The sequence below is a fragment of the Streptomyces sp. NPDC059850 genome, from assembly GCF_042731515.1.
GTDB lineage: Bacteria > Actinomycetota > Actinomycetes > Streptomycetales > Streptomycetaceae > Streptomyces.
The window spans coordinates 33,579-60,452 of the sequence record NZ_JBHWJI010000014.1; the positions used below are offsets into that span (position 1 = coordinate 33,579).

A 26,874-nucleotide genomic window follows, 5' to 3' on the forward strand; every position below is an offset into this window, starting at 1 on the left:
CCCCAAGTCCTTTCCGAGAAGAAAGCTCACCAGGAGACGGGCAGGCTCCTCACCGCGAAGACAGACCCGTTGAGCCGCAGCGGTACCTCGTCGAAGGCAACGGCCAACCGAAGGTCGGGAAAGGCCCGGAGGAGGGCCGACAGGCCGGCGCGCAGTTCGACGCGCGCCAGATTTTGGCCCAGGCACTGGTGGATGCCGTAACCGAACGCCACGTGGCCCGTAGTGTCGCGATCGACATTCAGCTTCTCGGGGCACTCGAACCTGGCCGGGTCGCGGTTGGCCGCAGGTAGCGACACCGTGACCGTGTCCCCCTTCGCGACCAGCTCACCGTTCAGTTCGATGTCCTCCAGCGCGGTGCGGTAGGTGTGGTACTGGTTGACGGTGAGGTAGCGGAGGAGCTCCTCGACGGCGGCGTTGAGCTTCGACGGGTCCACGCGGACCGCCGTCAGTTGATCCACATGGTGCAGCAGGGCGAAAACGCTGACGCTCAGCACGCTTTCCGTGGTCTCGTAGCCTGCGAACAGCAGAAGAACGACGATGTTGGACAGCTCTTCGGTGGTCAACTGCCCGTCGGCGATAAGCCGGCTGAGGAGGTCGTCGCCCGGCTGCTTCCGCTTTCTTTCGACGATCTCGGTGAAGAAGGAGCCAGCCCGCTCGTAGGCGGCGGCGACGTCCTGCGGGTCCGAGTTCGGGTCGTGCAGGAGAGCCGGGGCATCCGCGTACTCGTCGCGTTCGCTGTAAGGCAGGCCGACCAGCTCGGACAACACCCTCAGGACCAGCGGTTTGGCGAAGCTCGCGACCAAATCCACCGGAGCACCGTGCTCGCGCATGTCGTTAATCTGCTCTGCGGCCACGGCTTCCACGCGCGATTTCAGTTGGTTCGCCCGGCGGACGGTGAACTCGCCCGTCAGCAGACGCCGATAACGGGTGTGATCGGGCGGATCCATGTGGATGAACATTCCCGGTATCTTCGGGTGGTTCGGGACGATGTCTCCCTGATGCGTCACCGGGAAGTGGCCGATTTCCGAGCTGTGGCTGAACCTCGGGTCGCCGAGGACCTTGCGCACCACCTCGTGACTGGTGGCGATCCAGCCGACGTGCCCGTCGGGGTAGACCATTCTCGCGAGCGGATGTTTTTCGCGCAACGAATCGAATATCGAAGGCGGGTCGAACTGATGGGTCCGCGCCCACGGCATCTCGAAGGAAATTGCGTCGCTCATGGAATCCTCTCACTCACGAGAACTTCCAGCAGTTGTCTTTCCGATCGCGTTCGTCTCGTTGACCGTCGCGAACATGAGGCCGTAGACCAAGCAGCCGAATTCGGGGATGCGGGCCGCGCGCATGCGGCCTTGAACCGTTGTGAGCCAAACTAGGTGAGTCATGACGACACCCGGCATCCCTCAACCTGGTAGGCCGGGCTTGCGACTCGGCGCGGGAATTCGTGATCGAGGACCCGGTAGTCGCGCGCTCGCCCGCGGAAACCTTCCCGCCGCACCGGATCATCAACGACGAAACGCCTGTTCTGGACATAGCGCCCGGTCGCCGAAACTACCCACGTTGGTAATGGCCCCGGCCGGTCACGCGGGTAAGACTGATCGGGCTTCGGATGTGCAGGACGTCGGCGGCCAGACCGGGAGCGACCTTCCCGGTTGGCTCTCGGCTTTGCCGCGTGGCACCCGATCGCGCGGCTCCCGAGCCGGGCCCGGCGCAGGCACCATGAATGAAGGGCTGGGGATGCCATGCGACAGCTTGAGATAGGACTGATCGGCGCGGGGCTGATAGCGCGGCTGCACCTGGCCGCGTGGATCAGTGTCGGGGCGTCCGTTCGCGTCTACTCCAAGGATGGCCGCGCGGCAGAGCTGGCTCGCGAGTTCGGTGCCAAGGCCGTGGACTCCCTCGGCGAAGCGTTGGATGGCGCGGATGCCGTGGACATCTGCACCCCTACCGGCAGTCACCACGAAATAGCCATGACCGCCATTGCCGCGGGCGTGGGAGTGGTGTGCGAGAAGCCGTTGTCGGCCGACACCGCGGAGGCCGAGGAAATCGTCACCGCGGCGGAGCGGGCCAGCGTGCGCCTCTACCCGGCGCACGACATCCGCTTCGCCCCGGCGTTCGCCCGGCTGCACGAGCTGGTGGCAGCGGGCCGCTTGGGCGCGGGCGCGGTCGCCCGGTTCGACGTCGCCGCTTACCACCCTCGGCCCTGGGCCGGCCACGCGTCCGCGCGGTCGGGCGGGATCCTGACGGATCAGATGCTGCACGGCGTCGACATCGCGTATTGGATCTTCGGGGAAGTCGTGCGAGTGTTTGCCCATTACCAGGGCGAGATCGCCGCACCCGCTCCAGAGGGGGCCGTCGCGGTCGGAACCGCCGTTCTCACCCACGCCAGTGGCGCTCTCAGCCAGATCGTGAGCCGTTGGACAGCAACGCCCGAACCACCTATTCGCGTTGCCTACCACGTCTCGGGTACGGGCGGCACGGTGGTCTACGACTCCGAGCAGCCCCAGGAGATCCGGGTGATCGGTGGTTCGGCCGGTGCCTTCGGATTCGTTGGGGAAACGCCGTTCGCCTCCGAGATTCGCGAGTTCGCCCAGGCGTTCATGGGCGGTCCCGAGCCTCGTCTGGGGCCCCGGGATGCGCTGGCTGCCGTCCGCATCACCCAGGCCGCAGCGGAGTCCGCGTGGACGGGTCGTGCCGTTGAACTGCCCGTCAAGGAGGCCGCATGAAGGTCGCCGTGTTGTCCTTCGCCCACGAGCGGGCCGCGACTTACGCTCGGCTGCTGCGCGACATGCCCGGCGTTGACCTGGTCATCGCGGACCCCGGCGGTTCGCCGGATGATCCGGCTCGGGGTCGAGCCGTGGCCCAGCGACTTGGTGTGTCGCATGTGGACGGCTGGGACGAGGTGTTCGCGCTGTGTCCCGAGGCCGTGGTGGTCACGAGCGAGATCGCCGACCGGCGAGAACTGGTCGAGCGGGCGGCCGATGTCGGGGCGCAGGTGCTGTGCGAGCCTCCGCTGGCGACCAAGGAGGCAGACGCTCAGGCCATGGTGAACGCCTGCGCGGACGCGGGGGTACGGCTGACTCTCGCGTCCCCGGCCTGCTTCAGCCCGGCGTTCGCCGCCGTGCGCCGAACGCTCGCCGACGGTGATGTCGTCGGCACGTTGACGACCATCCACGGCGCGTACAACAGCCCTCCGCGATTCCCGTTGGATTCCCGGTCGGCGGCGCGGGAACCGGCAGCTTGCGCAGCGCTCGACGCCAATGCTCCGTTCCTGCTGGACATGGTGGACGCGGTGCTCGGCGGGGAGCCGGCCGAGCAGGTGTACGCACAGGCGAACAGCGTCCTCAGCGGACAGCCAGGCGTCGAGAGCGCGGCACTCGTCACCGTTCGCTATTCGAACGGGACAATCGCGGCCATCGACTGCAGTTGGAGCCCGTCGGCGAACCAGCCGGCGGCGGCCGGACCGACCATGACCTTCATCGGTGACCGGGCGAGTGTGGAGTTCAACGCCCGCCCGCGACTGCTCGGCGGATTCGACGCGGCCACGGCCGGCGAACGGTGGGAAGCGGGCGGAACCGACTTGTGCTCGGTCATGCTCGGCGAGTTCATCGCCGCGGTCGGCAATGAACGCGGAACCGGCCCGGATGGTGCGGCCGGGATACGCGCGCTGCGGATCATCCAGGCGGCCAACGAATCGGTACACACCGGCCAGCCCGTTGATTTGGTCGTGCCGTCGACCGACCGACCATAGCGGATTCCCACCCGACGTATTCAATTCCTGCTGTAGGTTGTGCGTGCCCGGGCACCCCACCCTGATTTGGAGACGCGCATTGACCAGAATTGGGATCATCGTCGGCACCACCCGGCCCGGCCGCCTGGGAACGCAGATCGCGCAGTGGATCGAGAAGGCGGCCAGAGTGCGCAACGACGCCGAATTCGAACTCGTCGACCTCGCCGACTACGACCTGCCCCTGTTCGACGAGCCGGGAATTCCGCGACTGGGCAACTACGAGCATGACCACACCCGAGCCTGGAGCGCGAAGGTCGCCGAGCTCGACGGGTTCGTATTCGTCACCCCCGAATACAACTGGTCGATCCCGGCCGCGCTCAAGAACGCCATCGATTTCGTCTACGCCGAGTGGAACAACAAGGCCGCCTGCTTCGTCGGGTACGGCAGTAACGTCAGTGGCGCCCGCGCCGTCGAACACCTGCGGCAAATCGCCGGAGCGGTCCAACTGGCAACCGCTTACACCCAGGTCAACCTGTCGACGCTGACCGACTTCGAGGAGTTCAATAACTTCACGCCTGCCGAAAGCCACGACGCCGTTGTCCAGCGGATGCTCACCGAAGTGGTCGCCTTGACCAACGCGCTCGCACCGCTTCGCCAAAGCACGGGGTGATCCGCCGAGGCCACCAGGTCGATTTCGTGACCAGCCGCGACATTGTCGATCTGGTCGAGTCGAAGGGCGCGTCCGCTGCGCTACGAGTCGGCGTTCGACGCCATGCACACCGACGGGGATGATCACGCGTTGACCCGGTGGCCGACGCACCGGCTGCGCGTCCGACGCCGAAAAGTTACCAGGTTGAGGGATGTTCATCGGCCATTTCTGCCGCATCCTGAATAATGCGAACAGTCAATCGTCGACAATAAGGACGGCTTTGGTGACCGAAACCGACGCATACCAGCAATTCGACGCGACGACCTTGGACTACGAACGAGCGTATCGGGAATGCGCCCTGGTCAAGGGGGTGGCGCTGGAGCGGATGCCGTGGGACATCGGCGGACCGCAGCCGGTGCTGGTGGAACTGGAAAAGGAGGGCCGCGTTTCCGGCGATGTTCTCGACATCGGTTCCGGCGTCGGTGACAACGCGATCCACCTGGCCAAGTGCGGCTACCGCGTAACCGGTGTGGACATCGCGCCCACCGCGGTCGAGAAGGCGCAGGCCCGGGCAGCCGAACAGGGTGTCGCGGTCACCTTCGCCGCAGGCGACGCGACCAAGTTGGACGGCTACCAGAACCAGTTCGACACCGTGACCAGCAGTCTGGTGTTCCACTGCTTCGGCCCGCAGCAGCGCCGTGCGTACGCGGACGCGCTGGCGCGAGCGATGCGACCGGGGGCGCGGCTGCTGCAGTGGTGTTCCCGTGGCGACGCGGCCGGCCCGGAACCGATCACCGAGGAGCTCCTGCGCGTTGCCTTCAGCGGTCCGGAATGGACGATCAACTCACTGAAGGCCGTGTACATCACGACGACCGTCCTGTCCGAGCCGCGGCGCCGGGACTACCGCGGCGGCAAGTTCGACACCGACGACGCCGGCGCCACGAAGATCCCGCAGTGGCTGCTGGACGCGACGCGCAACTGATCGCCGCGCGCTCGGCACGCGGTGCTCGTGCGCACGCAGCCGATAGCTTCGTCGGAGTGCGCCCTTCAACATGTGTTCGATCACATTGGACAAACCGCACACAAGGTTAACGACATGGCGAAAACGCCCACCGCACCAACGCGCCTGCCCACCGCCCGGTCGGCCGGTTGCCCGTTCGACCCGCCGCCCGAATTGGCCGACCTGCGCGACCGGGCTCCGCTGACCCGCATGGAGTTCCCGGATGGTCACCTCGGCTGGTTGGCCACCGGCCACTCCGTGGTGCGCACCGTGCTCTCCGACCGGCGTTTCACCCATCGCAACGACCTGAGGCACTGGCCCCTGGCCGACATCGGCCAGGGGTTCCCGCCGATACCCGGCGACATGCTCCACATCGACCCGCCCGAGCACACGCGGTACCGAAGGCTGTTGGCGGGCAAATTCACCATGCGCCGGATGCGCCGGCTCACCGACCGCATCGAGGAGATCATCGCCGGCCGGCTGGCTGCCATGCAACGGCACGGCGGTCCGGTGGATCTGGTGACCGCCTTCGCCCGCCCGATCCCGACGCTGACGATCTGCGAACTGCTCGGTGTGCCGCCCGGCGACCGCGAAATGTTCCAGCAGCGCTCGCTTGCGACGGATGATTTGGCCGCCAGTGCGGCGGAAGACGTCGCGGCCGTCGTCGACATGACCTACGGCGACATGCAGGACTACTTCCGGCGACTGCTGGCGACCAAGCGCGCCGCGCCGGCCGATGATCTGCTGAGCGAGCTAGCCACGTCCGACCTGACCGACGACGAACTCGCGGGATTCGGCGCCATCATGATGCATGCGGGTGTCGACTCGACCACGAACATGTTGGCCCTGGGAACCTTCGCGCTGCTGAACCGTCCCGAACAGCTGGCGTCGCTGCGTGCGGATCCAGCCCTCGCCGATCGTGCCGTCGAGGAACTGATGCGTTATCTGAGCGTCGTGCACACCGGTTCCCGCGCGGCGCTTGAGGATGTGGAACTGGCCGGCCAGGTGATCAAGGCCGGTGAGACGGTGGCGATCTCGGCACAGGCCGCCAACCGCGACCCCGCCCGGTTCAACGACCCGGACACGCTCGACATCCGGCGCAACGCGATGGGGCACTTGTCGTTCGGGATCGGCGTACATCCGTGCCTGGGGCGGCAGCTCGCCCGCCTCGAAATGCGCGCCGCCTTCCCCGCCCTGTTCACTCGGTTCCCGACCCTGCGGCTCGCGGTGCCCGCCGAGGACGTGCCGACCCAAGACGAGTCGGTGATCCCCTACGGTGTGCACCGGCTACCGGTCACTTGGTGAGGGGCCAAGCCCGATGTAACTCAACGAGAATCACGACACCGCCCGGCCGCAGAGGAAACTCCGGTCGACGGCGGCCGGAGCGCGAGCCCCGCCGAGAAGGACCACCGTGCCCGTTCGATCCGCCCGCCATGCTCAAGGAGTACCGCGAGCAGGCCGAGGTGTAGCGGATCGACCTGGCCGACGGCGGCATCGGCTGGCTGGTCACCGGGTACGACGAAAGCCGCAGGCTGCTCAGCGGCCCGCGACTGAGCGCCGACCGGATGCGCAACCCGCTGACCAGGCACTTTGCCCTTCCGCGGATGCGGCGGCTGGAACTGCGGATCCGCGAAATCGTCACCTCGCGGATCGACGAGATGCTCGCGGGCGGCACCACCGCCGATCTCGTGCGGGATTTCGCCGTGCCGGTGGCGTCCCTGGCGATCTGCGAATTGCTCGGGGTCGCCCACGACGATCGCGAAGAGTTCCACGTGCGGGCCGACCAGTTGGTCAACCTGGAGGTCTCGGTCGAGGACCGCCCGGCCGCACTCGACGAACTGCGGCGGTTCCTGCACGGACAGGTGCGGCAGAAGCGCGGCACCCCCACCGACGACTTGCTGCCCAAGCTCATCCACGCCGACACCGAGCCGCCGCTCACCGACGACGAGCTCGTCGGCATGGCGAACCTGCTGCTCGTCGGCGCACACGACCGCGACCATGCTGGCGCCGGGCATGTTCGCCTTCTTGGAACACCCCGATCACCCCGCGGCGCTGCGCGAGCACCCCGAGCTGCTCGACGGGGCGATCGAGGAACTGCTGCGGCGGCTGCCCGGGCTGCGCCTCGCGATCCCGGCCGACGAGGTCCCACTGCGCGACGAGATGACCGTCTACGGCGTGCAAAGCCTGCCGGTGGCCTGGGACGCCAGCCCGTAGTCCACACCATCGGGCATCACGATCGCCGCGCCATGCGACTCAACCGTTTGCGCAGGCAGTCAAGGCGCCTCGGCACCTCCGGATCCCCTTCGGGCCACGCCAGGTCGATACCCACCCGCCCATCGAAGGTGTTCACGACATAGCCGCCGCTGGACGCGAGGTCTTCCACCGACGCCCTGACGATGCGGGAAGTGGAGCGGAAGTTCGTCAATAACAGCTCATCCGGTGTTCGCAGCGGCGGCACCAGCCCCCAGTTCGTCATGCTCACCACGGCAGGGAGCGGCCCGGACGCTGCCGCGGCGGGCGCGGGCTGGCTGACCATGTCCAGGAGGCTGCGCTGAATGGATCCATCGGCCAGTCCGGCCCGCAGCTGCGCACCGAGGGCTCGACCGATCGCAACGGCATCGGGTTCGATTCCGTTGCCGACCTTGAAGATCCCACCGCCGACCACATTCGTGCCCTCGGCCGGGCCGATTTGCGGAGTGACGCGGTTGCGCAGGTTCACCGTGTACCTTAACAGCAGGTCGGTCAACGGCAGATCGCGAATCTCGGCCTCGACGAGAAGCACGGCGCCGGAGAGCAAGCCGTTGATCGTCACCTGCTCGCGGTGGCCGAGTTCGGCCAGCGCGGCGCTCTGAGCCGCGGTCATGCGGTGTTGCGTCACGTGGCGCATGAGCGGGAACCGTTCGGGCTCCGGTCGATTCGGCGCGGCCAACGGCTCGGCGGCAGCTGCTTCGCTGGGGGCGGTCCGCTGGATACCGCGCTCGGCCAGCAGGTCCTCCAACGGCCTGGGATACGGATGGCTGGGCAGATCGACGGGCACGCCGTGGACCGCATCGGTGTAGCAAGACCACAGCGCTGCGAGCGCGTCGAGGGAGTGACGGGCGTCGGCGATGCTGTGATGGGTGATCAGCGCCACGCTCGCGTCGGCGCCATCGCGCACGACGCTGAGCGCGCTCAGCGCCCGCTGCTGATCCAGTTCCACGCCGGTCAACGGGTCTTCGGGGTCACCATCGCAGATTCGGGCTTCGGGCGGAGCGCCGGAGTCCACGAGAACGGGCCCGTCGTCGCCGGTTTCCAGCCGGGCCGCGAGCTGAGGATAGGCCCGGCACACGGCTTCGTATGCGGTTGCCAGGGCATCCAGATCCAGTTGGCCGACGGCGCGCACCGAGTACCCCACGTAAATCTCTTTGTCCGCGTAGATCTTTTCGGTAGGTGTCAGCGCACGCAGAATGCCAGCTGCTGTCATGAATTGCTCCGTTGGTCGTGGCGGCCAGGAATTCCGGTCAGGACTCATCCTCGGCACGCCCGATGCCCCACCCGCGGGTTGACCAACGATCGATGGTGGGATCCGTGCCGACCTCGCGACGCGAATCGTCCTGCCCAGGGTAGGACGGCCGTGACCGGTCGGGCATCCCTCGACTCGATAGTGCGGCGCCCCGTCTGATGGGACTGTCTGGGCTTAAGCTCCTCCGACTGGACTCGAACCAGTAACCCTTCGGTTAACCGACGCCTGCCTGCTGTTCTGATGGGGCTATTTGAATCTGGCTCTGTCCGCAGTTCCGTGGATCCCCAGGTCAGGGACGGGAACGGGGGATCGTTTCAGCAGGGTGTTTCCTGCCATGGCGAGCAAGACGGTTGAGCATGTGCTGTTTCCCGGGATCGATGTGCGAGTGGAGCGTGTCAGCGACTCCTCCGGCGGCCTGGTGGTGGAGGCGGTGTCCACCGCGCGCCCGGGCCGCTGCCCGGACTGCCGGAAGCAGGCGCGACGCGTGCACAGTCCGCCGGTCGAGCGTCGGCCTGACGGACTGGCTGCGGGCGATCGCGGTCGAGCTGGGCGGCCGGCCAGCCGCACGGCTGTGCCACCCCGCAATGCCATCAGTGTGCTCCCCGGCCCAAGCCCGCCAGGGCCCGGCGGTACACCTCCTCATCGACATTGCCGCCCGAGGCCACGATCACCACGGTCTTGCCCAGCAGATCGGTCTTCTGAATCAACAGCGCCGCCAGTGACGCGGCGCCGCCCGGCTCGACGACGATCTTGAGGAGCTGGTGGGCCACGCCCACGGCGGCAAGGGCCTCGTCATCAGTGACGGTCAGCCCGGTCACGTCATGGTTGCTCAGGACGGCCAGCGGGCGTGCGCCGACCACGGGACCGCTGATCGCGTCCAGGACGCCCCCGGAGGACGGGGGTTTGCACAGACCTCGCCGGCCGACAGAGACCGGGCCATCTTGTCGAACCCGGCCGGTTCGACGATGTGGTTCGCCAGTCGGCCCGGGAACTCGTGGCCCAGCGCGGTGATGACGCCGGAGGACAGGCCGCCGCCGCTGCAGTTCACCAGGACCGCGTCGGGCGTCATCTGTTGCTCCCTCAGTTGCTCGGCGATTTCCAGGCCGACAGTGCCCTGTCCCGCCAACACCCGGGGGTCGTCGAACGGGGGATCAGCGTCATGCCTCGTACCCGCGCGATGGCCCCGGCGACTTCTTCCCGGTCCTCGGTCTGCGGGTCGTAGAAGACCGTCTCGACTCCCCACCAGCGGCAGTTGTCTACCTTGACGCGCGGGGCCGTTCGCGACATGACCACGCAGACCGGACAATGCGCGAGCCTGGCCGCCGCGGCCATGCCCTGGCCGTGGTTGCCTGCCGAGTGGGGAGAGGACGACGTTGAGGCTCCCCGCACCTTGAACGAGCCCGTCAACTGCAGGCATTCCGCCTTGGCCCAGACGCGGGCACCGATGAGTTCGTCCAGTCGGCGTTGATCATCGACCAGCGCGTTCCCGCAGTGGAGAGAAAGCGTTTTTGGTGGAGCGCCGCAGGGGACGGAACCCTGCCGACGTTCCCTGACACGAGGCACACATACATCTCGAAGATGCTCCGAAACGGCGTGCCGCCCGCAGCATGGCCCGTCCGAGCCCAAGTCGCGGCGTGAGGGAAGATCATCCGCGCTGTCTCGGGCCCCTCCTCAAACCCTCCCTAAGGTCCGGCTCGGTCCGGTTCCAACCGGGACGGAACGGGACTCGGCGAGGCTCCTCCGGCGTGCGCAATCTTGCCGAAAGGGGCTTGCCCGACCGGGAGCCCTCCCACCGGGGGCACATCAGCGCAGCGCTGTCACGTGAGCGAACGCTCCCTACGAGCGCGTTCGCACCTCCTGAGACTCGCCCAAGAGTGTCGAGCCCCTGCCGGTCTCCTGGAGAGAGAAACCGCCGACTGTGTTAACCGGACGTTAGCTCTCGGTCCGGAGGCTGTACGCCGCCCCCTGTCCGCACCGACGCTGCGTTGCGCGACGACCGCCCCGCTCGGCGGCCGTCCGCCTACCGCACGTATCAGGAGGCCCAGTGAGCGACACCGGCTCAGCGCAGCACCCCCGTACCCCCTGGCGAGCCGTGCTCGGCGGCTCGATCGGCAATCTCGTCGAATGGTTCGACTGGTTCGTCTACGCCAGCTTCGCGACCTATTTCGCCGGTGCCTTCTTCCCCAAGGGCAATGACACCGCGCAACTCCTCAACACGGCGGGCATCTTCGCCGTGGGGTTCTTCATGCGCCCGATCGGCGGCTGGCTGCTGGGCCGGTACGCCGACCGGCGCGGACGCAAGGCCGCGCTCACCCTCACGGTGACGCTGATGTCGGCCAGCGCGCTGCTCATCGCCATCGCGCCGACCTACGACCAGGTGGGCTACTTCGGCGCGTTCATCCTGCTGGTGGCCCGGCTGCTGCAGGGGCTTTCGGTCGGCGGCGAGTACGCGGCCAGCGCCACCTATCTCACCGAGGCGTCCCAGCCTGGCCGCCGTGGCTTCGTCTCCAGCTTCCAGTACGTCTCCATGACGGCGGGCCAGCTCATCGGCCTCGGCCTGCTGATCGTGCTCCAGCGCACCATGTCCGACGACTCGCTGCACTCGTACGGCTGGCGCATCCCGTTCATCGTGGGCGCCGTGGCCGCCGCGGTGGTGTTCTGGCTGCGGCGCAATCTGCTGGAGACCGAGGCGTACACCGAGGAGGAGGGCGCCGGTCAGGGGTCGGCCGAGCGCGGGACCATCCGGCAGCTGCTGCGCCACCGCAAGGAGGCGGCGCTGGTCATCGCGCTGACCATGGGCGGCACGGTCGCGTACTACACGTACACCACGTATCTCACCAAATACCTGTCGAACACCGCCGGGCTGAGCAAGTCCGACGCCTCGCTGGTGAGCTTCTGCGCGCTGTTCCTGTTCATGCTGATCCAGCCCGCGGCCGGTGCGCTGTCGGACCGGATCGGCCGCAGGCCGCTGCTGATCACCTTCGGCTTCGGCTCGATGCTCGGCACCGTGCCCATCATGACCGCGCTCTCGAACACCAGCACCTTCCTCGGCGCGCTGCTGCTCTCGCTCGCGGCGCTGGTCATCATCACCGGCTACACCTCCATCAACGCGGTCGTGAAGGCCGAGCTGTTCCCCACCCACGTCCGGGCGCTCGGGGTGGCGCTGCCGTACGCGCTGGCCAACGCGCTGTTCGGGGGCACGGCGGAGTATGTGGCGCTGTGGTTCAAGGACGCCGGAGTGGAGTCCGGCTTCTACTGGTACGTCTCCGGCTGCGCCGCCGTCTCGCTCATCGTCTACCTCACGATGCGTGAGACCCGGGACACCGCCCTCACCAGGGAAGCGGCCGAGAAGGAGGCCACCGAGAGCCGGCGGAAGACCACTGTCTGACCCCTTCGGCGGCCCCTTACCCTGAAGCATGCACGTTCTCCTGGTCGAAGACGACGACCGGCTGGCGGCCGCGCTGACCTCCGCGCTCGACCGGCTGGGGCACCAGGTCGTCCGCGCCGGGCGCGCGGACGACGCGCTCCGGCTCAAGGACGGTGCCGACTTCGTCCTGCTCGACCTGGGGCTGCCCGACATGGACGGGCTGGAGGCGCTGCGCAGGCTGCGCCGTGCCTCCGCCGTCCCGGTCATCGTGGTCACCGCCCGGACCGCCGAGCGGGACGTGCTCCGGTCCTTGCGCGGCGGCGCCGACGACTACCTGGTCAAGCCGTTCCGCACGGCCGAGCTGATCGCGCGGATGGAGGCCGTCGTCCGGCGCGGTACCCGGCCGCTCACGGCGGCGGGCCCGGTGATCGCGGTCGGCGGCGTACGGATCGATCTGGCCACCCGGCAGCTGGAGGTGGAGGGGCGGCCCGTCGTCCTCACCCGCCGGGAGTTCGACGTGCTGGCGCTGCTCGCCCGCGAACCCGGTGTCGTCCGCAGCCGTGAGGAGATCCTGGACGCGGTCTGGGGCGACCTGCTGCTGTCCGCGTCCCGCTCCCTCGACGTCCACATCGCCGGGATCCGTTCCAAGACCGGCCGTCCGGAGCTGGTGGAAACGCTGCGCGGCACCGGATACCGGCTGGGAACCGGCGGATGCACCTGAGGATCCTGACGGTCTACACCGTGCTCATCGCGTGCCTGGTGGCCGCGCTCGCGGTGCCCTTCGCCCGCGCGTACTCCTCCCACCGCACCGGGCAGCTGCTGCTGGAGCGGCGCGCGGACGCGACCCGGCTCGCCGAACTCGCCGACCAGGCGATCCGCGACGGGTACACCGCCGGGCTCGTCCAGGAGGTGTACCGCTACCACCAGCTGTACGGCACCGAGGTGGAGATTCGCGGCCGGGACGGCGAGCGGGTCGCGGGCGGCGGCGCCTGGGAGCGCGAGCCCGCCGAGCGGGCGCTGTCCGGCCGTACGACCGGCAGCCTGCCGCTGGTCACCCCGTTCGGCCCGGCGTCGGTGATGATCGCCGAGCCGGTCGGCCGGGACGCCCAGGTCTCCGGTGTCGTGCTCATGCGGGTGGCCACCGCCACCGCCCGGCGCGAGGTGGCCCTCGTCTGGGCCGCCGTCGCGGGCGGTTCACTGGTCGCGGTGGCCTGCGCCCTGATCGCCGCGCGACGGCTCGCCCGGTGGATCCTGCGGCCGGTCACCGAACTGGACCTCACCACCCGAGCGATCGCCGAGGGCCGGATGGACGCCCGGGTACGCGACGGCGGCCACGGCCCCGCCGAGCTGCGGCTGCTGGAGCGGCGGTTCAACGCGATGGCCGACGCGGTCTCCACCGCCCTGGACCGGCAGCGCGCCTTCGTCGCGGACGCCTCGCACGAGCTGCGCACCCCGCTGACCGTGCTGTCGCTGCGGCTGGAGAACCTGGAGCCGCATCTGCGGGCGAGCGGCGGCGGGGACTACGCCGAGGCGCTCGCGGAAGTCGACCGGCTGGCCGGGCTGCTGGAAGACCTGCTGGAGCTGGCCCGGGTCGAGGCCGGGGCGGCGGACCCCGAGCCGATCCCGCCCGCGGCGCTCGCCGCGCGGCTGGGCACCTGGCGCGAGGTGCACGCGGCGCGGGGGCTGACCCTGGTGGTGGACGTCGACCGGGCGGGCGGCCCGGACGCCCCGCCGCTGCCCGCCCCGGCCGCCCGGATCGCGGACATCGCGCTGGACAACTCGGCCAAGTTCGTGCCGTCCGGTGGCACGGTCACCGTCTCGCTCGACGCCGCCGGGGCGCTGCGGATCGCCGACGACGGGCCCGGGCTCACCCCCGAGCAGCTGGCCGCCGCCCTCGGCCGCTTCTGGCGCGCCCCGGACCACGGGAACGTCCCCGGCAGCGGGCTGGGCCTCGCCATCGCGGCCGAGCTGGCGCGCTCGTGCGGCGGCGAGCTGACGCTCCGCGCCGGGGAGCCACGGGGGCTGGTGGTGGAGCTGCGCCTACCGGCGGTCTAGCTGTTCGACGGGCGTCGGCCGCCGTCGGCGATGAAGTCCGCTATCGCGGCGGCGACAGCTTCGGGCTGCTCGTCGGGGATGAAGTGCCCAGCGTCGGGCACGACGATTCCGGTGGTGTTGTCGGCCCACGGACTGATGGAGGCGGCCATGTCCGGAACGGAGCCGTGGCTGCTGGAGATTCCGAGGACGGGCACGGTCAGGTGCCGCCGCTTGAGCGCCTCGCGGTTCTTGCGCGCCGACTCCGCGGCGTCTCGGTAGTACGCGAGGGAAGCGCGCAGGCCACCGTCGACGGCGACGGCCGCCGCGTAGTGGTCGATCTCCGCGTCGTCGAACGTGTCGGGAGACAGGGCCTTCGCCTTCAGGAACCAGCCGACGTACTCGCGTTCGCGGCCGGTAAGCAGCGTCTCGGGCAGGTCGGGCACGATGTGGAACGCGAAATGCCAGGTTTTCCACGCTCGCTCCGGGTCGGTGGGAATCGTCTCCGGGAGAGTGATACCGGGAATTCCGGCGTCGAGCAGAGCGACCCCGTGCAGGTGGCTCTCGAAGTCGAGGGCGAGGGAGAAAGCGACCCAGGCGCCGACGTCGTGGGCGACCAGGGAGTACGTCGACACTCCGAGAGCCTTCACGGCGGCGTGCACCTGCGCGGCGACCGCGTGCGTGTCGTAGCCGCGCTCCGGACGCTCGGAGTGACCCTGCCCCGGCAGGTCGATCGCGATGACGCGGAACCGGCGGGCGAGGCCGGGCATCACCTTCCGCCAGGCCCACCAGGTTTGCGGGAATCCGGCGAGCAGGACGACGGCCGGGCCGCCGGGGCGTCCGCCTTCGACGGCGTGGAGGCGGACGCCGTCCGCGTCGACCCAGTGGTGCGTGAATCCGCCCAGCTGCCGCAGGGGCAGGTCGCGGATGGGGCTGTTCTCGGAGCTATGCGGAGCGCTGGTTGCCGGGCCGGTCACGGGAATCCTCCATCGGTGGCGGTCGTGAAGTGCGCGGTATGCCTGGCCATGACCGCGCTTGAACGCTAACATGTCTTGAACTGATCAGTTCAAGATAGGCAGGGAAGTACCGCGTGGCAGGCAAGAAGCAGTTCGACATGGACACGGCGCTCGACGCCGCGATGGTCCAGTTCTGGCGCGACGGCTACGCCGACACCTCATTGGACGACTTGTCCCGGGCGACCGGCCTGAACCGCAGCTCCATCTACTCCTCCCTCGGCGACAAGGACAGGCTCTTCCTGCGCTGCCTGGATCGCTACGCCGCGCGCTACGGCGAGATGTACGACGCCGCCCTGTCGGGTGCGGCCTCGGACCCCGTCGCCGCTCTTCGTGCGTTCTTCGACGTCACACTCCAGCGCATCGCCGATCCCGAGCTGCCTGATGGATGCCTGATCGCCCAGTCGGCCATGGCGGTTCCGGTGCTCAGTCCGAGCGTCGCAGCGCACGCCGAGAAGGCGCTCGGCTTCCAGCTCCAGCGCCTGCGCGCCGCGCTGAAGGCCGGCCGGCTGACCGACCGGGACGCCGAGACCTTCGCTGTCCACGCGGCGGCCGTGAACCAGTCGCTCGCCGTCATGAGCAGGGCCGGGGCGAGCCCGGCACAGCTCCTGGCCATCGTGGGCGTGACCGTGGACGCGCTGTCGCAGGCGTGTGGCGGTCAGGCGTAGGCGGCGCGGTAGTAGGCGGCGGCGCCTGGGTGGAGGGGGACCGTGCCGGTGCCGATGGCGTAGCGCTCGTCCAGGCGGCTGCCGGGCGCGTCCGGCACCGCCAGCCGGTCGCGGTGCTCGAAGAGCACGGCGGTGAGCGCGCGGGCCGTGCCGTCCGCGAGTCCGGAGCGGCAGACGAGGTAGCTGGGCGTGCCCACGGTGAGGGTCGGCCCCCGCGTGCCGTACACCCCGGCCGGGATGGAGGCCTCCTCGTAGACCGGGCCGTGTGCCCGGCGCAGCGCGCGGGCGAGGCCGCCGAGGGGGATCAGGCGGAGCGGGCGGCGGCGGGCGAGCTGGGTGAGGGCCCAGGTGGGGGCGCCGCCGGACCAGAAGAAGGCGTCCACGTCGCCCCGGGTGAGCGCGTCGGCGGAGGCGCCGAGCCCGAGGCGTACGGCGCGGACGTCGCGCACTCCGGCGGCGCCCAGCACCCGTCCGGCGGTCGTGGAGGTGCCGGAGGCGGCGGCGCCGAGGGAGACCGTGCGCCCGGCGAGCTGGGCGGGGTGCTCGATCGGTGAGTCGGCGGGGACGACCAGGTGGAGGTAGTTGAGGTAGAGCCGGGCCAGGGCGGTGACCGGGATGCGGCGGGGGAAGGTGCCGCGCCCGGCGGCGGCGTCCGCGGCGCTGTCGGCGAGAGTGAGGGCGGTGTCGGCCCGGCCGTCGCCGAGCATGCGCAGGTTCTCCACGCTCGCGGCGGTGGTGAGGACGCGCACGGTGAGCCCGTGGTGGGCCCGGTGCGCCTCGGTGGCCAGCCTGCTGCCGAAGGTGGCGTACGGACCGCCGCGCGGCCCGGTGGCCAGCCGCACCCGGGCGGTGGGCCCGGGGTCCGAACACCCGGCGAGCCCGCCCGCGGCGAACGCCAGCAGCAGGCGGCGTGGGACGGTGTGCACCCGGCGATGCTAACCGCCGTCGTACGGACCGGTCAGCGGGCCGTCGCGCTGAGCTGGGCCCAGACCACGCGGCCGCCCGCCGCGCCCGGGCGGTCGCCCCAGGCCTCGGTCAGGGCGCGGACGAGGGCCAGGCCCCGGCCGCTCTCGTCCTCCACGCCCGCCTCCCGGGGCATGGGCCCGAGCGGACCGCCGCCCTGGTCGGCGACCTCGACGTAGAGCGAGCGCCGCTCCTGGGCGCGCAGCACGCAGAGGATCTGCTCGCTCGCGGTGTGTACGAGGGCGTTGGTGAACAGCTCGGACATCACCAGCTCGGCCGCGCCGCACACGTCCTCGTCGAAGCCCCAGCAGGGCACCAGGCTCCGGACGAGCCGTCGCGCGGCGGCGACCGAGGCACCCCGGGCGGGCAGCTGCAGACTCTCCTGGCGCAGGGCCGTGTCAACGCCAGCGGAGGTCATGTGAGGAACCATCGTCGAGCGCTGACGCAATGCCACGGCCATGTGCCTTCCGTCCGTCTACCTGTGGGGCGTGAATGCCGTACGTGAATGCCGCAAGTGCGCGACAGGGCAGCCACGTTGGGACCGGTCACCACGCCACTATCGTTCCTGCGAGCATCAGTTGGCAAGACGCGTTCTGCAAAATGCAGAATGGCCAACGCAGTCTGTCTCCCCCATATCGAGCATGGCACACTGAGACGCACAACACCGTCGGAGGAGGTTACGACGTGGGTGAAGCGCGGGCTGCCCCGACCGTCGGGCAGATGGTCCTCGGCATGCGGCTGCGGCACCTCCGTGAGCAGGCCGGGGTCGGCTATGACGCGGCCGCCAAGGCGCTGCACGTCAACCAGACCACGGTGCGCCGGATGGAGAAGGCCGAGGTCGGCCTGAAGCTTCCCTATGTGGAGAAGCTCCTGCGGACCTACGGCGTCGGCCAGGACGAGGTGGAGTCCTTCCTCGGGCTCGTCGAGGAGGCCAACCGGCCCGGCTGGTGGCACCGGTTCCGCGATGTGCTGCCGGACTGGTTCAGCCTGTACGTGAGCCTGGAGGGCGCCGCCAGCCGGATCCGCGCGTACGAACCGCACTTCATCCCCGGCCTGCTGCAGACCGAGGACTACGCCCGGGCCCTGCTGCGCATCGGCTTCCCGCAGGGCACCGAGCAGGAGATCGACCGCCGGGTCGCCCTGCGGATGGAGCGTCAGGATCTGCTCTCCAGACCCGGCGGGCCGCATCTGTGGGCCGTCATGGACGAGACGGTGCTCCGTCTGCACATCGGCGGACCGCAGACCATGCGCGCCCAGATCGACCGCCTCATCGAGGCCACCCAGATGCCCAACGTGACCCTGCAGGTGGTGCCGTTCGCCTCCGGGCCGCATCCGGGCATGGGCGGTCCCTTCCAGCTGTTCCGGTTCCAGATCCCGGAACTGCCGGACATCGTCTACGCCGAGGGCCTGACCGGCGCCGGCTATCTCGACCAGCGCACCGATGTGGCCGCCTATCTGGAGGCACTGGACCGGATGGGTACCCAGGCCACACCGGCGCGGCGCACGGAGAACTTTCTCCGTGAGATTCGCAAGGAGCTGTGACTGTGGATCAGGAACACGTTTACAACGGCATGCCCGCCACCCGTCTGGCGACGGAAGGCTGGCGCAAGCCCTGGAGCGGACCCAACGGCGGTGCGTGCGTGGAGGCCCTGCGGCTGCACGACGGGCGGATCGCCCTGCGTCAGTCGACGGACCCCGACGGCCCCGCCCTGATCTACACGCACCACGAAATGGAGAGGTTCATCCAGGGCGCCAAGGCCGGTGCCGCGGACTTCCTTCTCACCCGACCCGACCCCAACCTGACCACCTCGGCGGGTACCGCACCGGAACGGAGGGCGGCGTGACCGACTACGGACTCGCCCCGGACCAGCAGATCGACACCACCAAGCCGCACCCGGCTCGGATGTACGACTTCTATCTCAACGGCAAGGACCACTACGAGGTCGACGCGGAGGCCGCCGGAAAGGTCCTGTCGGTCTACCCGACCGTCCGGCTCAACGCCACCGTCAACCGCGGCTTCATCCACCGGGCGACGCGCTGGCTGGCCGCCGAGGCGGGCGTCCGGCAGTTCCTGGACATCGGGACCGGCATCCCCACCGAACCGAACCTCCACCAGGTCGCCCAGAGCGTCGCCCCGGAGGCCCGGGTCGTCTACACCGACTACGACCCCATCGTCCTCGCCTACGCCCAGGCCCTGCTGCGCGGCACCCCCGAGGGGCGCACCGCGTACGTGCAGGCCGATGTGCGCGAGCCCCGGCGGATCATGACGGCGACCGAGCTGCACGAGACGCTCGACCTGAGCAAGCCGGTCGCGCTGTCGGTGAACGCGCTCTTCCACTTCATTCCGGAGGAGGAGAAGCCGTACGAGATCGTCAAGGAGCTGATGGACGCCCTCGCCCCGGGCAGCTATCTGATGCTGACGCACTCCACGGCCGACTTCCACGCGGAGACGTGGCAGAAGGTGATCGCCGTGTACAAGGAGAGCGGCATATCCTTCACGACCCGCGGTCAGAGTGAGGTCGCGGCGTTCTTCGACGGGCTGGAGCTGGTCGAGCCGGGCGTCTCGGAGCCGCACGCCTGGAAGCCGGACCCGGGCGACCGCCCGGACGAGATCCGCAGCGCGGACATCAACATGTGGGCCGGAGTCGCCCGCAAGCCGTAATCCACGCGTCCCCGATAGCCCAGCTCACGGCTCTTCGGGGCCGTCCACCGTGAAGCCCAGCACCGCGCCGCCGCCGGGGCGCGGGCGGGCGAAGACCGTGCCGCCGTGCGCGAGGGCGACCTCGTGCACGATGGCCAGGCCCAGCCCGGAGCCGGGCAGGCTGCGGGCGTCCGGGGCGCGGTAGAAGCGGTCGAAGAGCCGCGTCCGGTCCTCCTCCGCGATGCCGGGCCCCCGGTCGCGTACTTCGACCCGGTGCCCGCTCACCACGACCTCGACCGGCTCGGTGCCGTCCTGGTCGAACTTGGCCGCGTTCTCCACCAGGTTGGAGACCGCGCGCAGCAGGGCGGCCGGGTGGCCCTCGACGAGGGTGTCGCCCTTGACCCGTACGGTGATCTCCCGGCCGGTGCGGCGGCGGGCGAGGGAGGCGGCCTTGGCGGCGACCTCGTCCAACGACACCTCGGTGCGCGGTTCGTCGTCCCGCTGACCGGCCGCCAGGTCCACCAGCTCGTTCACGAGGTCGGTCAGCTCCCGGGTCTCCCCCACCAGATCGGCGAGCAGTTCGTCGCGCGCGGCGGGCGGCAGCTTCTCGAAGTGGCTCAGCAGCGAGATGTTGGTGCGCAGCGAGGTGAGCGGGGTGCGCAGTTCGTGTCCGGCGTCCTGGACGAGCCGCCGCTGGTCGTCCTTGGAGCGGGCGAGCCGCCCGAGCATGCCGTCGAACGCCCGGCCCAGCCGCCCCACTTCGTCGTCCCCGGTGACCGGGACCGCCACCTCCATCCGGCCGGTGGCCGCCACGCCTTCGGCGACCCGGGTGAGCCGTACCAGCCGCCGGGTGATGCGTCCGGCGAGCCACCACCCGGCCACCCCGGCGGCCCCGATGATCGCGACGACGAACAGCGCGGTGCGCTTCTGGAGTTCGCGCAGCAGATCCTCGGTGTCGCTGATCTGCTGGGCCACTTGCACGGCACCCCGGTGGTCGCCGAGCGCGACGGTGGCCATGCGGTACTCGTCCTCGCCGATGGCGATGTTGCGCTGCCGCAGGATGCCCGCGGTGGTGGCCGCGGCCATCTCCTGGTCCTCGTCGCCGACCGGCAGCGCGGGCTTGCCCTTGTCGTACACGGCGCCCCGGCCGCCCAGCACCTGGACGTCCATGCGGCTGATCCGGCGCAGGTCGTCGCGGAGCCCGTAGGGCACCGGGACCTCGGAGGGGTACTGCCGCAGGATCACCTTCTGGCCCTGGACCTGGGTGCGCAGATCGCGGATGACGTCGTTGAACGCGGACTTCTGGTCGACCCGCACCAGCCCGGCCGCGGCGTCGTAGCTGAGGAAGCCCACCAGGAGGGTCACCACGGACGCCAGCGCCGCGAAGGAGAGCGCGAAGGTGGTGTGGAGGCTGGGGTTACGGCGGGGGCCGAGGCGCACCGTTCACTCCTCCCGCAGGGTGTAGCCGACGCCGCGCACCGTGTGGATGAGCGGGGTGCGCCCGTCCTGGTCGACCTTGCGGCGCAGGTAGCCGATGTAGACGGCCAGGTTCTTCGATCCGGGGCCGAAGTCATAGCCCCAGATGCGAGAGTAGATCGTGGCATGGTCGAGGACGATGCCCGCGTTGCGGGCCAGCAGCTCCAGCAGGTCGAATTCGGTGCGGGTCAGCTCCAGCTCCGCCGTACCCCGCCACACCCGGCGCGCCGAGGGGTCGAGCCGCAGGTCGGCGACGGCCAGGGTGGCGTCGAAGGCGGCGCCCTCCGCCGCGGGCTCCGGTATGGGCGCGGCGCGGCGCAGCAGGGCGCGCAGCCGGGCGAACACCTCCTCGACCTCGAACGGCTTGGCCACGTAGTCGTCGGCGCCCGCGTCCAGCCCCTCGATCCGGTCGGCGGTCTCGACCCGCGCGGTGAGCATGAGGATCGGGGTACGGTCGCCCTCGGCGCGCAGCACCCGGCACACCTGGATGCCGTCCACCCCCGGCATCATCACGTCCAGCACGATCACGTCCGGATGCTCACGGTGGATGGCCGCCAGGGCCTCGACGCCGTCCGGCACCGCGGTCACCCGGTATCCCTCCAGCGTCAGGGCACGCTCCAGCGCATGGCGGATGGCACGGTCGTCCTCGGCGAGCAGCACGGTGTTCGTCACAGGACGAGTCTGCCAAGACCCGGGAACGATCACCCGCGCCCCCCGGAGCTGCGGTTCTTACCCGGCTCTCACCTTATCCACGCGACGGGCTTACCGAGCCGGGACAGGGTACCCAGTACGTTCCGGGGGGATCGCGCCCCGGTGTTGCCACCGGCCGGAGAGACACCGCATGAAGATCGTATTCCTGCTGCACAACGCCTATGGGATCGGCGGAACGATACGCACCACGCTGAACCTCGCCGCGGCGCTCGCGGAGCGCCACGAGGTGGAGATCGTGTCGATGATGCGCCATCGCGGGAAGGCGCGCTTCACTCTCGACCCGCGGGTGAAGCTGGTGCCGCTGGTCGACACCCGCCCGAGCGGCCACGACGCGCGGGATCCGCTGTTCGCCGAGCCGACCCAGGACTTTCCCGTCCACGAGAAGCGGAACCACCAGTACAACCGGCTGATGGACGTGCGGGTCGCCCGGTATCTGGAGGGCTGCGACGCCGATGTGATCGTCGGCACCCGGCCGGGCATCAATGTCTACCTCGCCCGCTTCGGCCCGAAGAAGGCGCTGCGCATCGCGCAGGAGCATCTGCGGTTCGAGGCGCACAGCAAGGAGCTGCGGGCCGAGCTGACGCCGTACTACCGCACGCTGGACGCCGTGGTCACCACGACGGAGGCGGACGCGGCGGTGTACCGGAAGAAGATGCCGCTGCCGGGGGCGCGGACGCTCGCGATACCCAACAGCGTCCCCGAACCGGCCGCCGAGCCCTCCCAGGGCACCGCGCCGGTGATCGCGGCGGCCGGGCGGCTGGTCCGCGGCAAGCGCTTCGATCTGCTGATCGACGCGTTCGCGGAGGTCGCGCCGAAGCATCCGGAGTGGCGGCTGCGGATCTACGGCGGCGGCGCCCGGAAGGAGCGGCTGCAGCAGCGCATCGAGGAGCTGGGGCTGACCGGGAGCGCCGAGCTGATGGGGCCGTACTCGCCGATCGAGGAGGAGTTCGCGAAGGCGTCGATCGTCGCGGTCGCCTCGGACGCCGAGTCGTTCGGGATGACGATCGTGGAGGCCATGCGCTGCGGGGTGCCGGTGGTGAGCACGGACTGCCCGCTCGGCCCCGCCGAGATCATCGAGGACGGGGTGACCGGCCGCCTCGTACCGGTGGGCGACAGGCAGGCGATGGCGCAGGCGCTGCTGGACCTGATCGACGACGCGCCGGGCCGCCGCGCGATGGCCGCGGCGGCGCTGGAGAGCGCGCGGATGTACGACCCGGAGCCGATCGCCGAGCGCTACGAGCGGCTCTTCGAGGAGCTGGCGTCGAGCCGGTTCGCGCGCTCCTGGGCCCGCACCCGGATCCGGCTGCGGGCCCGCTACCGCCGTACGGTCCGCCGCTGGAAGCGCGCCGTCCGCCGCCGCCTCCCGGCGGCGGGCGGGACGAGCGCGAAGGCCTGAGCCATCTACCAGGTGGTCGGCGCGTAGTCCTTGAGGAAGCAGCCGAACAGGTCCTCGCCCTGCTCACCCCGGACGATCGGGTCGTAGACCCGGGCCGCGCCGTCCACCAGGTCGAGCGGGGCGTGGAAACCGTCGGCCGCGAGCCGCATCTTGTCCGGGTGCGGGCGCTCGTCGGTGATCCAGCCGGTGTCGACGGCCGTCATGAGGATGGCGTCGGACTCGAACATCTCACGGGCGCTGGTGCGGGTGAGCATGTTGAGCGCGGCCTTGGCCATGTTGGTGTGCGGATGGCCCGCGCCCTTGTAGCCGCGGCCGAACTTGCCCTCCATCGCGGACACGTTGACCACGTACTTCCGCCGGGCGGGCGCGGCGGCCATCGCCGGGCGCAGTCGGCTGACCAGGATGAAGGGCGCCGTCTCGTTGCACAGCTGCACCTCCAGCATCTCGACCGGGTCCACCTCGTGGACCCGCTGGATCCAGGTGTTGGTGGGGTCGAGGTCCGGGACGAGCCCGCCCGCGTCGATCGCGGTGCCCGCCTCGATCCGGGCGGGCGAGGCGGAGCCGCTGGTGAGGGCGAGGGCGGTGAGGTCCTGGGGGGTCAGCGCGCCGTCCCGCTCCGCGCGCGGGCCGGGCAGCGCGGTCTGGGAGCCGCTGCCGAAGGCGCCGAGGACGACGGCCTCGGGCAGCTCCCCGGCGGGCAGCGGCGCCGACTCGCCCGCTATCAGCTCGGCGTAGGCCTGCGGGGTGCGGCGCACGGTCTGCGCGGCGTTGTTGATCAGGATGTCCAGCGGCCCGGCGGCGCTCACCTCGTCGGTCAGCGCGATGACCTGGGCGGGGTCGCGCAGATCGATGCCGACGATCTTCAGCCGGTGCAGCCACTCGGCGCTGTCCGGCATCGCCGTGAAGCGGCGGATGGCGTCGTTCGGAAAGCGGGTGGTGACGGTGGTGTGGGCGCCGTCGCGCAGCAGCCGCAGCGCGATGTACATGCCGATCTTGGCGCGGCCGCCGGTGAGCAGCGCCCGGCGGCCGGTGAGGTCGGCGCGGGCGTCGCGGCGGGCCCGGTTGTCGGCGGCGCAGCCACGGCAGAGCTGGTGGTAGAACGCGTCGACCTCGACGTACCGGGTCTTGCACACGTAGCAGGAGCGGGGGCGGTCCAGGATGCCCGCGATCTCGGTGGTGACCGAGCTGGCGAGGGCGCGGCCCAGCGTCTCGTCGTCGATGCGGTCGGCGGCGCCGGTGGCGGTGGCCTCGGTCACCGCCTTGTCGTTGGCGGTCTTGGCGGCCCGCCGCTCCGAGCGCCTGCGCTGCTTCACGGTGCGGTAGATACCGGCGGTGGCCCGGCGCACCGTGATGGCGTCGGGGTGGTCGACCGGCAGCCGGTCCAGCTCCGCCAGGACGCTCAGGCAGGTCGCCAGGCGCTCGGGGTCGATACCGGGCTCGTCGGTAGGGGGCGCCTGGGCCCCGGGGTGCTCCTCGGACCCCGGCTGCCCGGCCTCCGTCCGCTGGGCCCGGCCGTCGTCAGTCACCGTCATCGCCGCTGCCGCTTTCTGGTTCTGTTCTCCCTGGTTAACGGCCGAACTTTACGGAAGCGGGGACGGTTGCGCCAAACCCAGGCGGTCTCACCCCCTCCCGTACCCGCGGTACGTATAGCCCGTGGGCGGGGGTTCGGCGGCCGCGGCGGGGCCGGTGAGCGTACGGATCAGGCCATGATCGGGTGAGAGGGAGCAGGCCGGGTCGGTGCGGGCGGCGTCCCCGGTGAGCGCGTACGCCTGGCAGCGGCAGCCGCCGAAGTCCTCGGCGCGGTGGGCGCAGCTACGACAGGGTTCGGCCATCCACTCCTCGCCCCGGTAGCGGTTGAAGGCGGTGGAGTGGTCCCAGATCCACTCCAGCGCGTGATCGCGGACGTTCGGCGGGTCGAGGCCGGGCAGGGCGGCCGCGGCGGGGCAGGGCAGGACGGTGCCGTCGGGCGCGACGGTGAGCGAGACCGCGCCCCAGCCGCCCATGCAGGGCTTGGCGACGCCCTCGAAGTAGTCCGGGAGGACCCACACCAGTTCGGTGCGGCGCCCGAGCTTCTCGCGCCAGCGCGCGACGCCCTCCCGGGCCCGGGCGAGCTGGTCGCGGGTGGGCAGCAGGGCGGCGCGGTTGCGCAGGGCCCAGCCGTAGAACTGGGTGTTGGCGAGTTCGACGCGGTCGGCACCCCACTCCACGGCCAGTTCGATGATGCCGTCGAGCGCGTCGAGGTTGTCGCGGTGCAGGACGACGTTGACACCCAGCGGCAGCCCCGACTCCCGCACCAGGGCGGCGGCCCGCTCCTTGGCGGCGAACGAGCGGTATCCGGCGATCCGGTCGGAGGCGGCGGGGTCGGCGTGCTGGACGGAGAGCTGGACGCTGTGCAGCCCGGCCCCGGTCAGCGCCGTCAGCCGGGCCTCGTCCAGCCCGACGCCGCTGGTGACGAGCTGGGTGTAGAGCCCGGCGGACACGGCGGCGTCGACGATCGGCTCCAGGTCGCGGCGCAGCAGTGGCTCGCCGCCGGACAGATGGGTGTGGACGACGCCGAGATCCGCCGCCTGGCGCAGCACCCGGCCCCACTCCTCGCTGGTCAGTTCGCGGGAGGGGCGCACGAGTTGGAGCGGGTTGGAGCAGTAGGGGCAGTGCAGTGGGCAGCCGTGGGTCAGCTCGGCGAGCAGCGCCCACGGGCGGGCCTGGGTGGTCACCGTAGCCAGCCCTCCTCGTGCATCCGGTCCAGGAACGCGGGGACTTCGGTGTCCACGGGGGCGCCGGGAAAGCGCTCGGCGAGTTCGGCCACGATGGCATCGAGGTCGCGGGCGCCGTCGCACAGCCGCAGTACGGTTCCGGCGGTGCCGCGCAGGACGACGACGCGCTCGGGCAGCACCAGCAGGTCCACTTCCCGCACCCGGTCGTGGCGCAGATGCACGGCAGGGGCCAGGGCGGGCCGCCAGACGGCCGGGGCGCTCATGTCCCCTCCCCCGCCGTGTCTTTGGTGTCGGCGTGGTCCACCGCGTCCAGCAGGGACCACAGCACCTCGCATTTGAAGGTCAGCGCCGCGACCGCCCGTTCCTCGTCCTCGGGGGTGCGGGCCCAGGTCAGTACGAGATCGAGGGCTTCGGCGCTGTCCCGGCTGCCCTGGCTCACCCGGTCCCGGAAGTAGCGGAGCCCGTCGCGCTCGATCCACGGGTAGTGGCTTTCGAACGCCTCGATGCGGGTGCGCATGATGCCGGGCGCGGACAGTTCGGTCAGCGAGGCGGCGACGGCCTCCAGCGGGGTGCCCAGGCGGCAGAAGTTGACGTAGCCGTCGACCGCGAGCCGTACGCCGGGCAGCACGTCGGCGCCGGTCAGCAGCCGTTCCCGGCCGATGCCCGCGGCCTCGCCGAGCCGTAACCACCGCTCGATGCCGCCCTCGCCGTCGGCCGCGCCGTCGTGGTCCTGGATGCGGCGCAGCCACATCCGGCGCAGCCGTGGGGTGTCCAGCTTGGCGGTGATGAGCGCGTCCTTGACGGGGATGTGGCGCTGGTAGTGGAAGCGGTTGAGGATCCAGCGGCGCAGTTCGGCGGGGGTGAGGTCACCCGCGTGCATACGGAGGTTGAAGGGGTGCCGGTCGTGGTAGCGCTCCTGGGCGACGGCGCGCAGCCGCTCTTCGAGGCTCGGGGTCATCACTCGATCACCATCCCGTCGGCTCCGGGTGGGCGCGTGCCCCGGGGAGGTCCGGGGC

27 protein-coding genes and 1 pseudogene are annotated in these 26,874 nt (G+C 70.4%); 14 read left to right on the forward strand and 14 right to left on the reverse strand.

Annotation, left to right across the window (positions count from 1 at the left end):
- Positions 1-26: 26 nt before the first annotated feature.
- A complete protein-coding gene (locus ACFV9T_RS13775) occupies positions 27-1,220 on the reverse strand; it encodes a cytochrome P450 (protein WP_385439622.1) in 1,194 nt (397 codons plus the stop codon).
- A 519-nt stretch (positions 1,221-1,739) separates the two neighbouring features.
- Here ACFV9T_RS13775 and ACFV9T_RS13780 point away from each other — a divergent pair.
- From ACFV9T_RS13780 to ACFV9T_RS13800, 5 genes are all read left to right on the forward strand, one after another.
- The gene (locus tag ACFV9T_RS13780) at positions 1,740-2,723 is read left to right on the forward strand and encodes a Gfo/Idh/MocA family protein (RefSeq protein WP_385439625.1); all 984 of its coding nucleotides are present in this window, start codon (positions 1,740-1,742) and stop codon (positions 2,721-2,723) included.
- Positions 2,720-3,748 (forward strand): Gfo/Idh/MocA family protein, encoded by a 1,029-nt coding sequence (locus tag ACFV9T_RS13785; RefSeq protein WP_385439628.1) that lies wholly within the window; start codon positions 2,720-2,722, stop codon positions 3,746-3,748. The genes ACFV9T_RS13780 and ACFV9T_RS13785 overlap by 4 nt, the downstream gene beginning before the upstream one ends.
- A 79-nt stretch (positions 3,749-3,827) precedes the next feature.
- Positions 3,828-4,397, forward strand: a complete 570-nt coding sequence (locus ACFV9T_RS13790) for an NADPH-dependent FMN reductase (RefSeq protein WP_385439630.1) — start codon at positions 3,828-3,830, stop codon at positions 4,395-4,397.
- Between the two features lie 262 nt (positions 4,398-4,659).
- Positions 4,660-5,358, forward strand: a complete 699-nt coding sequence (locus ACFV9T_RS13795; protein WP_385439633.1) for a class I SAM-dependent methyltransferase — start codon at positions 4,660-4,662, stop codon at positions 5,356-5,358.
- Between the two features lie 114 nt (positions 5,359-5,472).
- Positions 5,473-6,681, forward strand: coding sequence for a cytochrome P450 (locus ACFV9T_RS13800; RefSeq protein ID WP_385439635.1), 1,209 nt, complete (start codon positions 5,473-5,475; stop codon positions 6,679-6,681).
- A gap of 20 nt (positions 6,682-6,701) precedes the next feature.
- Here ACFV9T_RS13800 and ACFV9T_RS13805 read toward each other — a convergent pair whose 3' ends face one another.
- Positions 6,702-7,391: a hypothetical protein gene (locus ACFV9T_RS13805; RefSeq protein WP_385439637.1), complete on the reverse strand. Its 690-nt coding sequence runs from the start codon at positions 7,389-7,391 to the stop codon at positions 6,702-6,704.
- On the opposite strand from ACFV9T_RS13805, the gene ACFV9T_RS13810 reads away from it, so the two are divergent.
- Positions 7,390-7,590: a hypothetical protein gene (locus ACFV9T_RS13810; RefSeq protein WP_385439639.1), complete on the forward strand. Its 201-nt coding sequence runs from the start codon at positions 7,390-7,392 to the stop codon at positions 7,588-7,590. The two genes, ACFV9T_RS13805 and ACFV9T_RS13810, sit on opposite strands and share 2 nt — an antisense overlap.
- A 16-nt stretch (positions 7,591-7,606) precedes the next feature.
- Here the strand turns inward: ACFV9T_RS13810 and ACFV9T_RS13815 are convergent, their stop codons facing one another.
- From ACFV9T_RS13815 to ACFV9T_RS13825, 3 genes and pseudogenes are all read right to left on the reverse strand, one after another.
- Complete coding sequence (locus tag ACFV9T_RS13815) at positions 7,607-8,839, reverse strand: hypothetical protein (protein WP_385439641.1); 1,233 nt, start codon at positions 8,837-8,839, stop codon at positions 7,607-7,609.
- Positions 8,840-9,468: 629 nt separating this feature from the next.
- The gene (locus ACFV9T_RS13820) at positions 9,469-9,738 is read right to left on the reverse strand and encodes a hypothetical protein (protein ID WP_385439643.1); all 270 of its coding nucleotides are present in this window, start codon (positions 9,736-9,738) and stop codon (positions 9,469-9,471) included.
- Positions 9,708-10,441, reverse strand: a pseudogene (locus tag ACFV9T_RS13825) (pyridoxal-phosphate dependent enzyme). The gene ACFV9T_RS13820 and the pseudogene ACFV9T_RS13825 overlap by 31 nt, the downstream one beginning before the upstream one ends.
- A 481-nt stretch (positions 10,442-10,922) precedes the next feature.
- On the opposite strand from ACFV9T_RS13825, the gene ACFV9T_RS13830 reads away from it, so the two are divergent.
- The 3 genes from ACFV9T_RS13830 to ACFV9T_RS13840 are packed head-to-tail and all read left to right on the forward strand — an operon-like array spanning position 10,923 to position 14,300.
- Positions 10,923-12,266: an MFS transporter gene (locus ACFV9T_RS13830; RefSeq protein WP_385439645.1), complete on the forward strand. Its 1,344-nt coding sequence runs from the start codon at positions 10,923-10,925 to the stop codon at positions 12,264-12,266.
- 28 nt (positions 12,267-12,294) lie between these two features.
- Positions 12,295-12,966 carry a response regulator transcription factor gene (locus tag ACFV9T_RS13835; protein WP_385439647.1) on the forward strand — a complete coding sequence of 224 codons (672 nt, stop codon included), beginning with the start codon at positions 12,295-12,297 and terminating at the stop codon, positions 12,964-12,966.
- Positions 12,957-14,300 carry a sensor histidine kinase gene (locus ACFV9T_RS13840; RefSeq protein ID WP_385439649.1) on the forward strand — a complete coding sequence of 448 codons (1,344 nt, stop codon included), beginning with the start codon at positions 12,957-12,959 and terminating at the stop codon, positions 14,298-14,300. Before ACFV9T_RS13835 ends, ACFV9T_RS13840 begins: the two co-directional genes overlap by 10 nt.
- Here ACFV9T_RS13840 and ACFV9T_RS13845 read toward each other — a convergent pair.
- Positions 14,297-15,253 (reverse strand): alpha/beta fold hydrolase, encoded by a 957-nt coding sequence (locus ACFV9T_RS13845; protein WP_385439650.1) that lies wholly within the window; start codon positions 15,251-15,253, stop codon positions 14,297-14,299. The genes ACFV9T_RS13840 and ACFV9T_RS13845 overlap by 4 nt on opposite strands.
- 113 nt (positions 15,254-15,366) lie before the next feature.
- Between ACFV9T_RS13845 and ACFV9T_RS13850 the strand changes: the two genes are divergently transcribed.
- Complete coding sequence (locus ACFV9T_RS13850) at positions 15,367-15,957, forward strand: TetR/AcrR family transcriptional regulator (RefSeq protein ID WP_385439651.1); 591 nt, start codon at positions 15,367-15,369, stop codon at positions 15,955-15,957.
- Here ACFV9T_RS13850 and ACFV9T_RS13855 read toward each other — a convergent pair.
- Entirely contained in the window at positions 15,948-16,883 is a 936-nt protein-coding gene (locus tag ACFV9T_RS13855; protein ID WP_385439653.1) for a TAXI family TRAP transporter solute-binding subunit, read from the reverse strand. The two genes, ACFV9T_RS13850 and ACFV9T_RS13855, sit on opposite strands and share 10 nt — an antisense overlap.
- A gap of 32 nt (positions 16,884-16,915) precedes the next feature.
- Positions 16,916-17,338, reverse strand: coding sequence for an ATP-binding protein (locus ACFV9T_RS13860; protein WP_385439656.1), 423 nt, complete (start codon positions 17,336-17,338; stop codon positions 16,916-16,918).
- A gap of 266 nt (positions 17,339-17,604) precedes the next feature.
- On the opposite strand from ACFV9T_RS13860, the gene ACFV9T_RS13865 reads away from it, so the two are divergent.
- From ACFV9T_RS13865 to ACFV9T_RS13875, 3 genes are read left to right on the forward strand one after another with little or no spacing between them, the layout of a single operon-like run.
- Positions 17,605-18,462 carry a helix-turn-helix domain-containing protein gene (locus tag ACFV9T_RS13865; RefSeq protein WP_385439657.1) on the forward strand — a complete coding sequence of 286 codons (858 nt, stop codon included), beginning with the start codon at positions 17,605-17,607 and terminating at the stop codon, positions 18,460-18,462.
- Positions 18,463-18,464: 2 nt separating this feature from the next.
- Positions 18,465-18,764 (forward strand): DUF397 domain-containing protein, encoded by a 300-nt coding sequence (locus tag ACFV9T_RS13870; RefSeq protein WP_385439659.1) that lies wholly within the window; start codon positions 18,465-18,467, stop codon positions 18,762-18,764.
- The gene (locus tag ACFV9T_RS13875) at positions 18,761-19,582 is read left to right on the forward strand and encodes an SAM-dependent methyltransferase (RefSeq protein WP_385439662.1); all 822 of its coding nucleotides are present in this window, start codon (positions 18,761-18,763) and stop codon (positions 19,580-19,582) included. The genes ACFV9T_RS13870 and ACFV9T_RS13875 overlap by 4 nt, the downstream gene beginning before the upstream one ends.
- A gap of 24 nt (positions 19,583-19,606) precedes the next feature.
- Here the strand turns inward: ACFV9T_RS13875 and ACFV9T_RS13880 are convergent, their stop codons facing one another.
- Together ACFV9T_RS13880 and ACFV9T_RS13885 are read right to left on the reverse strand one after the other, a co-directional pair.
- The gene (locus ACFV9T_RS13880) at positions 19,607-21,001 is read right to left on the reverse strand and encodes an ATP-binding protein (RefSeq protein WP_385439664.1); all 1,395 of its coding nucleotides are present in this window, start codon (positions 20,999-21,001) and stop codon (positions 19,607-19,609) included.
- Positions 21,002-21,004: 3 nt separating this feature from the next.
- Positions 21,005-21,709 (reverse strand): response regulator transcription factor, encoded by a 705-nt coding sequence (locus tag ACFV9T_RS13885; RefSeq protein ID WP_385439667.1) that lies wholly within the window; start codon positions 21,707-21,709, stop codon positions 21,005-21,007.
- Between the two features lie 169 nt (positions 21,710-21,878).
- Between ACFV9T_RS13885 and ACFV9T_RS13890 the strand changes: the two genes are divergently transcribed.
- Positions 21,879-23,144 (forward strand): glycosyltransferase family 4 protein, encoded by a 1,266-nt coding sequence (locus ACFV9T_RS13890; protein WP_385439668.1) that lies wholly within the window; start codon positions 21,879-21,881, stop codon positions 23,142-23,144.
- 5 nt (positions 23,145-23,149) lie between these two features.
- Here the strand turns inward: ACFV9T_RS13890 and ACFV9T_RS13895 are convergent, their stop codons facing one another.
- The 4 genes from ACFV9T_RS13895 to pqqC all read right to left on the reverse strand — a co-directional run bounded on the left by ACFV9T_RS13895 (position 23,150) and on the right by pqqC (position 26,816).
- Entirely contained in the window at positions 23,150-24,676 is a 1,527-nt protein-coding gene (locus tag ACFV9T_RS13895) for an SDR family NAD(P)-dependent oxidoreductase (RefSeq protein WP_385439671.1), read from the reverse strand.
- Between the two features lie 87 nt (positions 24,677-24,763).
- Positions 24,764-25,858 (reverse strand): pyrroloquinoline quinone biosynthesis protein PqqE, encoded by a 1,095-nt coding sequence (gene pqqE / locus ACFV9T_RS13900; RefSeq protein WP_385439674.1) that lies wholly within the window; start codon positions 25,856-25,858, stop codon positions 24,764-24,766.
- Positions 25,855-26,121, reverse strand: coding sequence for a pyrroloquinoline quinone biosynthesis peptide chaperone PqqD (gene pqqD / locus ACFV9T_RS13905; RefSeq protein WP_385439676.1), 267 nt, complete (start codon positions 26,119-26,121; stop codon positions 25,855-25,857). Before pqqD ends, pqqE begins: the two co-directional genes overlap by 4 nt.
- Positions 26,118-26,816 (reverse strand): pyrroloquinoline-quinone synthase PqqC, encoded by a 699-nt coding sequence (pqqC, locus tag ACFV9T_RS13910; RefSeq protein ID WP_385439679.1) that lies wholly within the window; start codon positions 26,814-26,816, stop codon positions 26,118-26,120. Before pqqC ends, pqqD begins: the two co-directional genes overlap by 4 nt.
- Positions 26,817-26,874 lie beyond the last annotated feature (58 nt).